At 55.9% G+C, this 13,404-nt stretch carries 11 protein-coding genes; 7 read left to right on the top strand and 4 right to left on the bottom strand.

The genetic code is table 11. The features are described from left to right. The 5 genes from ACXJ5O_RS07840 to ACXJ5O_RS07820 form a co-directional block, all read left to right on the top strand. On the top strand, nt 1–1,161 hold a 1,161-nt coding region (locus ACXJ5O_RS07840; protein ID WP_457299400.1), incomplete at its 5' end, for an anthranilate synthase component I. Then, nucleotides 1,140–2,021, top strand: a complete 882-nt coding sequence (locus ACXJ5O_RS07835) for a cation diffusion facilitator family transporter (protein ID WP_457299401.1) — start codon at nt 1,140–1,142, stop codon at nt 2,019–2,021. The genes ACXJ5O_RS07840 and ACXJ5O_RS07835, both read left to right, overlap by 22 nt. 432 nt (nt 2,022–2,453) lie before the next feature. Next, on the top strand, nt 2,454–3,404 hold the full coding sequence (locus ACXJ5O_RS07830; protein ID WP_457299399.1) for an alpha/beta hydrolase: 951 nt from the start codon (nt 2,454–2,456) through the stop codon (nt 3,402–3,404). A 308-nt stretch (nt 3,405–3,712) separates the two neighbouring features. After that, complete coding sequence (leuA, locus tag ACXJ5O_RS07825; RefSeq protein ID WP_457299398.1) at nt 3,713–5,410, top strand: 2-isopropylmalate synthase; 1,698 nt, start codon at nt 3,713–3,715, stop codon at nt 5,408–5,410. A gap of 125 nt (nt 5,411–5,535) precedes the next feature. Next, on the top strand, nt 5,536–6,180 hold the full coding sequence (locus ACXJ5O_RS07820; RefSeq protein WP_457299397.1) for a hypothetical protein: 645 nt from the start codon (nt 5,536–5,538) through the stop codon (nt 6,178–6,180). Between the two features lies 1 nt (nt 6,181). Here ACXJ5O_RS07820 and ACXJ5O_RS07815 read toward each other — a convergent pair whose 3' ends face one another. Next, complete coding sequence (locus ACXJ5O_RS07815) at nt 6,182–7,108, bottom strand: metallophosphoesterase family protein (RefSeq protein WP_457299396.1); 927 nt, start codon at nt 7,106–7,108, stop codon at nt 6,182–6,184. Nucleotides 7,109–7,193: 85 nt separating this feature from the next. Here ACXJ5O_RS07815 and ACXJ5O_RS07810 point away from each other — a divergent pair, with 85 nt between their 5' ends. Next, nucleotides 7,194–7,664: an NUDIX domain-containing protein gene (locus tag ACXJ5O_RS07810; protein ID WP_457299395.1), complete on the top strand. Its 471-nt coding sequence runs from the start codon at nt 7,194–7,196 to the stop codon at nt 7,662–7,664. A 3-nt stretch (nt 7,665–7,667) separates the two neighbouring features. On the opposite strand, the gene ACXJ5O_RS07805 is transcribed toward ACXJ5O_RS07810, so the two are convergent. Then, nucleotides 7,668–8,645, bottom strand: coding sequence for a glutathione S-transferase family protein (locus ACXJ5O_RS07805; protein WP_457299394.1), 978 nt, complete (start codon nt 8,643–8,645; stop codon nt 7,668–7,670). Nucleotides 8,646–8,963: 318 nt separating this feature from the next. Here ACXJ5O_RS07805 and ACXJ5O_RS07800 point away from each other — a divergent pair, with 318 nt between their 5' ends. Then, on the top strand, nt 8,964–9,470 hold the full coding sequence (locus ACXJ5O_RS07800) for a GNAT family N-acetyltransferase (protein WP_457299393.1): 507 nt from the start codon (nt 8,964–8,966) through the stop codon (nt 9,468–9,470). Nucleotides 9,471–9,494: 24 nt separating this feature from the next. Here the strand turns inward: ACXJ5O_RS07800 and ACXJ5O_RS07795 are convergent, their stop codons facing one another. Together ACXJ5O_RS07795 and ACXJ5O_RS07790 are read right to left on the bottom strand one after the other, a co-directional pair. Continuing rightward, nucleotides 9,495–11,576, bottom strand: a complete 2,082-nt coding sequence (locus tag ACXJ5O_RS07795) for a hypothetical protein (protein ID WP_457299392.1) — start codon at nt 11,574–11,576, stop codon at nt 9,495–9,497. Nucleotides 11,577–11,579: 3 nt separating this feature from the next. Beyond that, nucleotides 11,580–13,404: DUF4159 domain-containing protein (locus ACXJ5O_RS07790; RefSeq protein ID WP_457299391.1), on the bottom strand; the 1,825-nt coding region annotated here is incomplete at its 5' end.

The following is a 13,404-nucleotide window of genomic DNA, read 5'->3' as shown; positions in this document are numbered from 1 at the left end:
CTCACCATGTGCTCGGATGTCGATCGCAACGACAAGAGTCGCGTGTGTGAGCCGGGGTCGGTCCGTGTCATCGGGCGTCGCCAGATCGAGATGTATTCACGGCTGATCCATACCGTCGATCACATCGAGGGCCGCTTGCGTGAGGATATGGACGCATTTGACGGATTCCTGTCGCACGCCTGGGCTGTGACCGTAACCGGCGCGCCAAAACTCTGGGCTATGCGTTTCATCGAAGAAAACGAGCGTAGCCCGCGCGCCTGGTATGGTGGTGCCATCGGCATGGTCAATTTCAACGGCGACATGAACACGGGCCTGACTTTGCGTACGATCCGCATCAAGGACGGTATCGCGCAGGTGCGTGCAGGCGCCACCTTGCTTTACGATTCAGTTCCCGAGGAAGAGGAGGCGGAGACGGAACTCAAGGCTTCGGCAATGATTGCGGCGGTGAGGGACGCGCACAAGAGCAATGTCCTGCCAGAGGAGCGCGCTGTCGCGCGAGTAGGAGAGGGGCTGTCGATTCTTCTCGTCGATCATGAGGATTCTTTCGTCCACACCTTGGCGAATTATTTTCGACAGACCGGTGCAAGCGTGACAACCGTGCGCACGCCGGTTGCAGAGGAGATATTCGACAGGATCAAGCCAGATCTGGTGGTTCTGTCACCTGGACCCGGCACGCCGGAGGATTTTGACTGCAAAGCGACGATCAAGAAAGCCCGCAAGCGTGAACTGCCGATCTTCGGCGTTTGCCTCGGTTTGCAGGCGCTTGCCGAGGCCTATGGCGGATCGCTGCGACAGCTGCATGTTCCGATGCACGGCAAACCCTCGCGCATTCGCATTACCAAGCACGGCAAGATTTTCTCGGGCCTGCCCAAGGAAGTCACGGTGGGCCGCTATCACTCGATCTTCGCCGATCCGGTTCGCCTGCCGGACGAGTTCATCGTTACTGCAGAAACGGAGGACGGTGTCATCATGGCGTTCGAGCATAAAAGCGAACCGATTGCGGCGGTGCAATTTCATCCGGAATCGATCATGACACTCGGTCATAACGCTGGTATGCGGATGATCGAGAATGTCGTGGCGCACCTGCCGCGCCGGGCAAAGATACGAGCAGCAYGACAGAAAACACCACAGTTCAGCGCATCGCAGGCTGGTCGATTTTGATCRGTATTACGGTGCTTGCACTGAAATACGCTGCCTATTATGTGACCGGTTCTGTCGCACTTTATTCGGACGCGCTGGAATCGATCGTCAATGTGGTGGCTGCGATCGCCGCCTGGTGGGCGATCCGTGTCAGCTACAAACCCGCCGACCAGAATCATCCTTTCGGGCACCATAAGGCCGAGTATTTCTCGGCGGTGCTTGAGGGGGTGCTGATTGTCGTCGCTGCTTTGCTGATCCTGCGCGAAGTTTGGGTCGCTTGGGCGACGCCCCGGACATTGGAGCAGCCATGGCTTGGCCTTGCGATCAACGGCGGTGCATCGATCATCAACGCGTTCTGGGCTTCTTTGCTTATCAACCGCGGGCGCAAACACAAATCCCCGGCATTGCTGGCGGATGGAAGGCACATCATGACCGATGTGGTGACCTCCGTTGGTGTTTTTGCTGGTCTTGTGGGCGCCATTCTGACTGGTTGGACGATCCTCGATCCGATACTTGCGATGATCGTTGCGCTCAATATCCTGTGGCAGGGATGGAGCGTGATCGGAAATTCCGTGCAAGGCCTGATGGATGTCGGCGTGGCGACGGAAGAGACGATGCGCATCCGCGATGTCATCTCCTCCAACGCGGGCGGTGCGCTCGAGGTTCATGATCTGAAGACACGCATCGCCGGGCGAGTAACCTTTATTGAATTTCATCTGGTGGTTGAGGCTAGAATGAGCGTTGGCGATGCGCACGTCATTTGCGACCGTATCGAAAATGCGTTGATGGCGGAGATTCCGGACGCCAGTGTCGTCATCCATGTTGAACCTGAAGACGAGGCGAAACTGCCTATCGGGACGGTTGCCGTTCCTTTCGCCTGAGAGACTGACCGTAAATTCGCCATAGCGGGCTGCAAATGGTGCTTTTCTGTGCTCCGATGCTCACGTACCCAAATGTACGCTGCGCTTCGGTGCTCGAAAATCACCATTTTCGTCACCCCATGACGGACTTTCGGTTCAGTCCCGGACGATGGTTCGATGCAGTCCTGCAACATTTTGTAACGGATTGTTTCAGTCGGTCATGATTTCGTTACAATTATGTTGACATAGAAGCTCTGCCGGGTGACATGTCTCGCAGCAATGCAATTCTCCGTATTTGACGCGACGCCGGGGGCGTACGTCTGGGGACCGTAAATTTTGGCGATACGCGTCAGTTCCCTTTGAGGATCGAGCGGCCAAAGCGCATGGCAGCGCCGAGCGGATGACCGCGGCTGTTTACAATCTTAGTTAACCTTTAACTGCCAGGATTAACTTATGGGTAAACCTTATCTTTATGGACTATTAGCCGGGCTCTCGATGATCGTTGCCGCTTATCCGGCTAGCGCACGCAATACCGCAGATTGCGACAAGCTGCAGTCCGGTAAAGCGGAAGTATTGTTAAATACGATTGATCCGCAGCCCGACGTCGATAAAAATAGCACCGGAGATGCCTGCCCGCAGAAGGGTCAGGCAAATTCGCAGACACCGGTAAAGGTAGTACCGATTAACCTTGGAGCGACAGGCAGTGGGACTATCGTGAAGAAAGCGACCAAGGGCGACATTCTTCCCCAGAGCGAAGGTTCGCTCCATGAGGACCTTACTTTCAAGTACCGAATCTACCGTCCGGAGGTTCAGAGCGGAGATACGTTGGTTCTCCTGCACGGTTCAGGCCAGGATGAAACCAGCCTCGTTTCCTTTGCTTCCAAGATCGCACCGAATGCTCTTCTGCTCGCCGTGCGGGGGCGTGTAGTGCAGGACGGTTCGAACCGCTGGTATCGCCGGCTGACACCCATCAGTTTCGACCAGCAGGGTATTCGATCCGARGCAAAGGCTTTTGCTGAGTTTCTGAAGCAGGTCACGCGGGAATACAAATTCGACCCCAATCGCACGACGTTTCTCGGGTATTCCAATGGCGCTAACTTGGTCAACGCCGTGATGATGCTTTACCCGGACCTGGTGAAACAGGCAGTACTTTTACGTTCAATGCCCGTCTTGACAGAATCGACCGAAGCCAATCTCGCCAATGCTCGAGTGTTGACCGTTTCCGGCGCTTCCGATCAGCTCTATGCACCCTATGCGCCTGCCCTTGAGGACTTGCTTCGCTCGCACGGTGCTCGCGTGGAAGCGCGTTCGATCAAGTCCGATCATGGATTGGGCAAGGACGACGTGAAAGTCGTCAGTGAATGGCTGGCTGGCGGTGCGACGGCTCAGTTGAAGAAGAACTAGACAAACTTGCTCTAGCATTCTTCTTGCATCCGGCCTGGCAGTCGTTTAATTGTCTGGTCATGAAAACGCGCCCGACCCCACAGTCATTTGTTCAGTCCGCTTCCGCGGGCGTGACCAATCGCGCATTTCTCCTTCCGCTTCTTCTTAACCTTACTGGCGATCGCCGGGCTCGTTAAGAGGAGCGTCCGGCGGTCGAATTAGCCGCCAGGCAATCGCTCCTTATTCCCTTTACAAGATAACTGTAACACTTAAGAAGAGTGCCGAGATCGCGCCAGATTTGATGCGCATCGGCCGGAAACGAGAAACAAATGACCGACATGATCCAACGGAACATGGGCATGCCCTATGCGGCCAAGAAATACGAACCTTATCCCATGGTCGATCTGAAAGATCGCCAGTGGCCTTCCAAACGTATCGAGAAGGCACCCATCTGGTGTTCCGTCGATTTGCGCGACGGTAACCAGGCATTGATCGATCCGATGGGGCACGACAGGAAAGTGCGCATGTTCGCGCTGCTGCTCGAGATGGGATTCAAGGAAATTGAGATCGGTTTCCCTTCAGCCTCGCAAACGGATTTCGACTTTGCGCGCTGGTGCGTGGAGGAGGGCAACGCTGGTATGGATGTTTCCCTGCAGGTGCTGGTGCAGTGCCGTCCGGAGTTGATTACGCGTACCTTCGAGTCGTTGGAAGGCGCGCATAAACCGATAGTACATTTCTACAATTCAACCAGTGAGTTACAGCGGCGCGTCGTGTTCAACAAGGACGTTCACGGCATCAAGACGATTGCCACAGACGCCGCCAAAATGATCACGGATATGGCGGCAAGGGCAGGCGGAGGCTATCGTTTTGAATACTCGCCTGAGAGCTTTACGGGCACCGAACTCGAAGTCGCACTGGAAATCTGCAATGCGGTCACGGAAATCGTCAAGCCGACACCCGACAACAAGTTGATCATCAATTTGCCTTCGACGGTGGAGATGTCTACGCCAAACATTTATGCGGATCGCATCGAATGGATGTGCCGTCAGCTCGACAATCGCGAAAATCTGATCATCTCGCTGCATCCGCACAATGATCGTGGCACTGGCGTTGCAACCACCGAGCTCGGCCTGATGGCTGGTGCCGACCGCGTMGAAGGAACTTTGTTTGGCAATGGCGAGCGCACCGGCAATGTCGATATCGTTACCTTGGCTCTGAACATGTTTACGCAAGGCGTCGATCCCGAACTCGACTGCTCCGACATCAACCGGATGAAGGAGGTGTACGAGTATTCCAACCAGCTTGTTATCCCTGAGCGTCACCCTTATGTCGGCGAGCTGGTTTACACGGCGTTTTCGGGGTCACATCAGGACGCGATCAACAAGGGCATGAAGGCGATCAAGCAAGCCAACAAGATGCTGTGGGAAGTGCCTTATCTGCCGATTGATCCACAAGATGTCGGGCGTAGTTACGAAGCAATCATCCGCATCAATTCACAGTCCGGCAAGGGCGGCATCGCCTATATTCTTCAAGCCGACTACGGCCTGAATTTGCCGCGCGGCATGCAAGTGGAGTTTCGCGAAGACATCCAGCAGATCACGGACGAGGAGGGCAAGGAAATGCCGTCCAAGCGCATCTATGATCGCTTCCAGGAACTCTATGTCGAACAGCCGAACGCGCGGTTGAAATTCGTCGACCACCACACCTATCCCGATACTGAGCGCAAGGGTGTGCGTGTGCTTTCTGCGGAGATCACTGATCGCGGTGAAACGAAACGGATTGAGGGAAGAGGCACCGGCCCTGTCGACGGATTCATTGACGCTCTTTCGCACTATCTCGGCATTAAATTATCGGTCGTGAACTATTCGGAACACTCGCTCCAGCACGGTTCGGATGCAGCCGCGATCAGCTATATGGAAATCGAACATCCCGGCGGCAAGATTTTTGGTGCAGGTATCAACAAGAACATTGTGACTGCCTCACTTGAGGGCATTGTCTCGGCAGCAAACCGGATAATCGGAAAGTGATGAAGGGCCCTTCGGGGCCCTTTCATTTATGCGGGGAACGAAAATCATTCCGGACAAGTTTCTGATGCAATGGCCGCGACAGATGGTTAATGATGTTCTAACCCTAGCTCGTGCCGGAAATGCTTATGAGTGAAATGCGAGAGAAGATCACCGCCGTTGATAATCGGCGAAAACTTGCTGACGCCGTTCGGGGTGCGCAAATTGCTGCTGCCGATCGCGGCGACGTTGTCGTCGATATGAAGGAAGCGGACCTCGCCAGGATCGAAATCCTTGCCCATGATTTGAAGCCGGTATTCGATGATGTGCCTGTGGACGATCTGCAATGGGATTTCGCAATTTCCAAAGGGCAGCAGCCGAGATTGTGGATTGATCCAACGTCGCATGTCATGATGGGCCGTGATCGTCGGACATATCGTTTTGTCCGGGACACGAGGCTTGGACGGATCGTAGTGGCGGAGTCGCCCGACGTGCAGCCCATTTCAGATGCGGTAACCAATTATATCGCTGAGCGGATCGTCGAGCGTCAGCGCCTGATGGAAGGTGAGAGGATTAATCTTCGCTCCGCCGCCGTTTATCAGGAAAATCAGACCCCTGGTCCAACTGAACATGCATTGGTTCGGCCGTCCGCAGTATCGTCCGCTTCAGCGCGTCGCTCCAGATCGGTTGTGAGCGAACTGGTCACTGTATTGACGTGGTTTGTTATCGGCGGCCTGGCGGGTGCAGGAGCGCTCCTGGCATTTTTCTGGGACCGCTTATCGCCGTACTTTTGAATCACACCGGGGCGAGTACAGCGCCCACTTGAAGGTCATGTTCGCGGATAGTCCGGATGCTCATCTGTTCGTCGACAATTCCACGCTCGATCATATGACACGACCAGCCGATATTGGTTTTGGCAATGGAAAACAGATTAAACGCCGCGGGAGGCTTGTGATTTCCACCAAAACTCTGGCTTGCTGAGGGGACGCATATCACTGGTATTTTCCAACTTGGACCTTCAATCTCGTAGCGTGTTGCCAGGTGCGTATGACCATGGAGAACCAATTCTGCCCCATGTTCGCGAACCGTGCGCTGAAAAAGACCGATGCCGAGCAGGCGCTTGTGAGAAGGCGCGGCACCGCGCACTGGTGGATGGTGAATCATAATTACCCGGAAGAGGCCAAGTTTACCTGTTTCGTCGAGAAGTTCGCCCAGTTTTCGAGCTTGCCGCTCGCGAATATCGCCGGTCGCCATGAAGGGAGCGGTAGCGCGCGCTGAGGAAACGCCAATAAGCGCTATGTCGCCGCGGACGCGAAGATATGGGAACTCCACAGGGCTGTTTGCCACTGCCTGAGCGTCACCACGCATCCACGGTTGCCAAAAGCGGCGTGTCTTTTTCAGCGCACCCGGCACGTACGCATCATGATTACCGGGGACAACCGAGATGTTAGCGGGGTCACCCAAGGTTTTGAGCCAGCGCTGTGCCGTCTCCAGTTCCTCATCCAGAGCCAAGTTCACGAGATCTCCGGTGACGGCGATATGATCCGGGGACTGTGCCTTCATATCGGCCACAAGAACATCCAGTGTACCGCTTGTCATCGAGCCCTTGCGGTTCGATCGCCAATTGATATAGCCAGTAATGCGCTTGGAGATCAGTTCACGCAAAGTCAGCGCGGGTAAAGGCGACAGATGTATGTCGGAGATATGAGCGAGGTGGAACATCGACTCAGCTTTATGAGAGTATTGGCGCGAAATCCAGTGATACAACCGTCGCACACCGGAGCAGTTCCGGCCAAGGTCAGGCAGAATGGTTGAAAAACGTTCAAAATGGCGTCATCGCCTGTTCCATACCTACTTTCTGCTTCGTCGACCCATGACCCTTGGTGCCCGCGGTGTTGTTCTGGATGACAAGGAGCAATCGGTATTTCTCATTCGCCACACTTATGTTCCCGGCTGGCAATTTCCGGGCGGTGGCGTGGAAACGGGGCATACAGTTGAAGAGACGCTCAAGAAGGAACTGATGGAGGAAGGTAATATCGAGCTCACCGGCAGGCCCCAGCTTTTCGCCATCTATCACAATGCCCACGCGTCAAGACGCGATCACGTTGCGCTTTATGTTTGCCGCTCGTTCCGGCAAGTAACACCGTTCATCGCCAATCGCGAGATTGCTGAAGCGGGGTTTTTCAAACTCGACGCCCTGCCACAGGATACTACACCGTCCACCCGGCGTCGGCTCGCCGAGATTCTGGACGGCGCTGAYGTCCCGCTTGACTGGTAGCGATCAGAAACGGTCGCGATCGTGCGGGGCTGTGTAGTCAATTTCCGGTCCGACAGGAATTATCCCGCTTGGATTGATTGTTTTGTGACTGCCGTAGTAGTGCGCCTTGATGTGTTTCAAGTTCACTGTCGGGGCGACGCCCTGGACCTGATATAGTTCGCGCGTGTAGTTCGACAGGTTTGGATAGTCCGCAATGCGCTGGCGATTGCATTTGAAATGACCCACATAGACGGGATCGAAGCGTAGCAAAGTGGTAAACAGGCGCCAGTCGGCTTCCGTCAGCCGGTTGCCAACGAGATAACGCTGACGGCACAGCCGATCCTCCAGTTGGTCAAGCGCATCGAACAATTGCGCAAACGCCTCTTCATAAGCTTCTTGTGTCGTGGCAAAGCCTGCCCGATAAACGCCGTTGTTGATGTTCGGATAGACCAGCGCGTTGATCTCATCGATCTCGCCGCGCAGTGCTTCGGGATAAAAATCGAGGGAGGCATCGCCGAAGTCGTTGAAAGCGGAATTGAGCATCCGAATGATTTCCGATGATTCATTGGAAACGATGGTATTCCGCTGTTTGTCCCAAAGAACCGGCACGGTTACACGGCCCGAATAATTGGGATTGGCGCGCGTGTAGATTTCGTGCAAGCGCTTATAGCCAAAGAGGTGGTCGGCTGTTGCGCCGTCCTTCTCGTAAAATGTCCAGCCTTCCGCTCCCATGTAATGGTCGACGACTGACAACGAAATTGCGTCCTGCAGTTGTTTGAGTGCACGGAAAATCAGCGTGCGGTGCGCCCAGGGACAAGCATAGGAAACATACAAATGATAGCGACCAGGTTCGGCCTTGAATCCGGCCTTGCCCGATGGTCCCGCGCTACCATCAGCAGTCACCCAATTGCGAAACTGTGACTCGGTCCGGATGAAACGGCCGCCCGTGTCCTTTGTATCGTACCACTGGTTGTGCCACACGCCATCAATCAATAAACCCATCTCGTCTCCTGGAACCACGCCGTGCGCTGGTTGATTTCAGTATTCGGTTGTTCCTCACAGTTAAGCTCAATTCCTCTCGGTTCCATGACCAAAGCGGTGAACAGAGTGTCACTTTTTGCCGGACAAACCGGATTTTCGGTTTACGGCCGTTTCTTTTGATGTTACGCGGACGGAAAAGGAGACTTTTGTGGCAGGAATTCTGTTCATCCGACGATGAAACCCGGACCGGCGCTTTTTCCAAGCGGCGGAAGTTCCTGTGTTGCCAACAACCGAAAGGGTTCGAGGCGCGTATCCACTCCTTTCAAAAAGACACTCAGCATGCTGACCCAAGTCGTGACTTACGCCCCGGAGAACCCGGTGCATGACGCTGCCATAGAAGACATCAACAAAGAAGCTTTCGGACCGGGACGGTTTGCTCGTGCTGCATACCGGATTCGTGAAGGTGGCCCGCACGATCGCGCGCTTTCCTTCGTCGCGTTGAACGGAGAGCACGTGGTAGCATCGGTCCGGCTAACGCCAATCCATATTGGCACGACTTCGGCTTTGCTTCTCGGCCCCTTGGCTGTACGTCCCGCATGGAAAAATCAAGGCATCGGCGCTGCGCTGATGCGCACCAGTATGGAAGCGGCGCGTGTCGCTGGCCACCATCTGGTTATCCTTGTCGGCGATGAGCCTTACTATGCGCCTTTTGGCTTTCGCCAGATACCAGGTCATCTGATCGACATGCCCGCGCCCGTGGAACCGACCCGGTTTCTCGCCTGCGAACTCACACCGCGCGCCCTGGAGGCCGTGCAGGGACGGGTACGCCACGCCACCCAGACCTGATAATAATCTGGCCTGACGGTACCACTACTTGCCTTCGCGGTACCACATGCCGCCCAGCACCAGGATCATTGCGGCGAGGCCAAGGAAGCCTGAAAAGAGTGGCAGGCGATTGACGCTCTTCAGGATCGTCTCGTTGGTCGGACGCAATCCGATCCAGTTGTCGCCACTCGCGCTCGCCATGCCGCGTGACGCGACGATATTGGGAACCTCGATTGTGCTCTGGTCGGGGGTTGCCCGCAGCCGCCGCGTTCCGCCACCGGTTTCGCGCGCCAGCGGGTCGAGCTTGGCGGTTGTGGAAACATTATCGCTGAATTCCGGTGCGTCGACGGGTCCGACATGGGCAAGCGTTGTCAGATCACCATTGGCCACCTGATAGAGTCCGATTTCATCGGTTGTCACTGAAGCTGTAAAGACCCCTGGCTCGGTTTCCGTCAGGGGAATGGACCTCGTCTTGCCCGATGGCGTGATGATGCTCGCAGGATTGGCGGTCTTCTGCATGGTCTGCCGGCGGATCTCCAGGTTGCGGCCGCTACCGCTTGCTGTCAGCGCTTCCTCTTCCAGTTCCGGCTCTTTCATAAGCCAGTGGGCGATGCGCCGGTAGAGCGCGGCATGCGGACCGCCGCCTTCGAAGCCGCGCGCCCAGAGCCAGCCTTGGTCGGAAAGGAACATGCCGACCCGGCCTTCTCCAACATGATTGAGCACCAGCAATGGCTTATCGCCTGCATCCATAACTGTTGTGCCTTCGGGCTGATTGACGTCAATAACGCGGAACCAGCGGCTCCAGTGTGGAGGTTCCTGCGTGCTGCCCTCTAGGCCACGTGTTACCGGATGACGTTTACCTTGATCGCTCAGACGCGGATAGAACGCTTTTTCTTCGATGTTCCCCGTCGGCGTCGCAGGCAGGACCGAGAGGAGCGGTGTGTTGGCGATCGACATGTTGCCCGCGTATTCGGGACCGGCGGCGATGAGAAGTGCGCCACCCTTTTGGACGTAATCGTTGATGTAGTCGTAATAGAGCAGCGGCAGCACGTCGCGGTGTTGGTAGCGATCGAAAATGATGAGGTCAAACTGCTCGATCTTGTCGACGAAAAGTTCCCGCGTTGGGAAGGCGATCAGCGAAAGCTCGTTGATCGGTGTCGAATCCTGTTTCTCGGGCGGCCGCAAAATCGTGAAGTGTACAAGATCGACAGATGCGTCGGATTTCAAAAGATTGCGCCACGTGCGCTCGCCATTATGCGGTTCGCCGGAAACCAGCAGGACACGCAGATTTTCGCGAATGCCGTCAACCATGGCAACTGCCCGGTTGTTCACTTCCGTGAGTTCGTTTGGAACGGCATCGACGACAATTTCGACAATGTTCACGCCTGCTCGTGGTAGCGTAACCTCCAGCGGCATCTCCTGACCGATAATAGCGTCCTGATTGCTCACCTCGTCGCCGTTCACGCGCACGCTAACACGCGCGCGGCCGCCTTGCGGCTCGCCCGACGCTGTCACCTTATATGTCATTTCCTGCGGCTTGCCGGTCAACCCGAAACGTGGTGCACGGACAAATTGGATACGGCGGTCGATCTCGCCGGGCGTGCCGGTGATTAGCCCATGCACCGGAGCACCGAAACCGAGACCGGCCAAATTGGCCGGGATATCATGAATCTGGCCGTCCGTGATCATAATCGCGCCGCCGATACGAGCCGGAGGCACATCACGGAAAATGCCATTCAATGCCTGGAACAGACGTGTTGAGGTTGCGTCATCATTTTCGGTTGCTTGACCGGTTTCAACCGTCCTGACCTCGAATTGCGGTAGCCGGCCGAGTTCTGTCTGAACCTGTTTCAAAGCTGCATCTGTATCTGCCGTGCGGTTGCCAATATCCTGACTCTGGCTGCGGTCAGCGACGACAGCAACGACGCTTTTCAGCGGCTCGCGTTCCTCATTCACAACAATCGGATTGAAGAGTGCCATGGCAAATGCTGCAACGGCCAACAGCCGGATCAGGCTGCCGCGCTGGCGAAAATAGATTCCGGCCAGCGTAAGAATGAACAGCGGTATGAGCAAAAGCGCGAGAAGCGTGTTTGAAACAAGAGGCTGGAAATCCAATGATAGATACATGACCTAATTCCCCAACCGCTGCAAAAGGTCAGGCACATGCACCTGGTCGGATTTATAATTTCCGGTCAGCATATACATGACAATGTTGATACCGGCGCGGTAGGCGTAAACGCGTTGCATCGGATCGTTGGGGATCGTCGGGTAGAGTGGAGAACCTTCGGCATTCGTCGCCCAGGCGCCTGCGAAATCGTTGCCGGTGATCATAATGGGCGTGACACCATCTCCCGCCCTCACTGGTCGATCGGAGCGGGTCTCGGTCGAGAGTGATGCCTGCACCCACAAGGGACTACCGCGATAACGGCCAGGAAAGTCCTGCAGAATGTAGAAGGATTTGGTCAAGACGTGGTCGCTCGGGACTGGCTCAAGCGGCGGTATGTTGAGCCCGGCAAGAATGTCGCGCAACCTTTGATTGGCCGGGGTTGTCGAGTTGTCGAAACTGATCGCAGCTGCATCCTGATCGCGGGTGTCGAACAGAACCGTTCCGCCCTGCTGCATATATGCATCAATCTTGGCGATCGCCTCTGGCGACGGCATTTTTGCGGCTGCATCAACAGGCCAATAGATCAAAGGATAGAAGGCGAGTTCATCAGTCGCAGGATTGACGCCGATGGGTTCACCAGGTTCGAGAGCCGTGCTGTCGGAGAGAGCTTTGGACAGGCCAAGCAGGCCCGCCTTGCTGACATCGTCGACAGCACCATCACCAGTTATGACGTAGGCGAGATGCGTGGCATTGACGGCCTCGAGAATCGCTTGATCGCCGGGCTTGCTGTCATTCTGCTGGGCAGACGCGGGAGTAGGGCCAAGGGCAAGTAGGGCCGGTAACAGGAGGATGGCCAGCGATGCTGCCGCTGCCGTACGATAACGGCGACGCAGATGGCCGCCGAGCCAAAGTACGGCAATGGCATCCAGTGCCAATAACAGTGCTGCAAGTGCCAAGAGCGGTCCACGCAATGGCAAGGATTCGTCCACGGCGTAGCGTGCTGTCGTTACCGGAAATGCCAGGTCGGGTCGAAATAGCGGCTTGATTTCGCCGTCAGGCTTGAAAAGGTTGAGTGCCGTCATGGCGTCCTCAACACCGTAGAAGCCGGGAGGATTATCGAAACTCACCTGTGGGCTAGCACCATTCCCGACAAGGAGCGGTCTGGTGTCGCCGTTGGGCGGGACAAGCGAACCCTCGGCATTCAATGCCAGATACGGTGGAAGGACACGCGAGCCACTTGCGCCATTATCGTTTGTCAATGGTCCGGCTGCGTTGGACAACGAGACGAGACGGTGCAGCATATCGACAAAACTGCCGCTGATCGGCAGGTTTGACCATGTGGCTTCAGGTGTTACGTGGAACAGTACCAGCTGACCGCGCTCGCGTGTCTCGCCGGTTACGAGCGGCGTACCGTCTGCCAGATTGGCCCAGCTCTTGTCGTATAAGTCGGAAGATGGCTCTGCCAGAACCTGCCGTGTCACGGTCACATCTTGCGGAGTTGGCAAGCCGGCGAAGGGCCCGTTCTCAGGGAAGGCCGCAACAGGTTGCGATTCCTTCCACGATAAAGTGCCGCCAAGGGACCGCTCGCCTTTACGCAAGGTAACGGGCAGCAACGGATCCTGATCACTGTTGCCTGCAAGGCGCGGTCCAGCAAAACGGATCAGCGTACCGCCCTTATTGACCCAATCCGAAAGCGTTTGCTCAGTCTCAGGCGGTAGTTTGCCGATATCCKCCATGATGAAAACCGAGGGCTTCTGTTCAAGGAGTTCGGGGACGGCGCGCACAAGTTCCGGGTTGCGAGGGCGCAATAGATCGGCAAACGGCTCGAGCGCACGTGATATATAGTAG

The organism is Phyllobacterium sp. P5_D12, from assembly GCF_054049495.1.
This window is presented reverse-complemented; position numbering and strand designations above follow the sequence as displayed.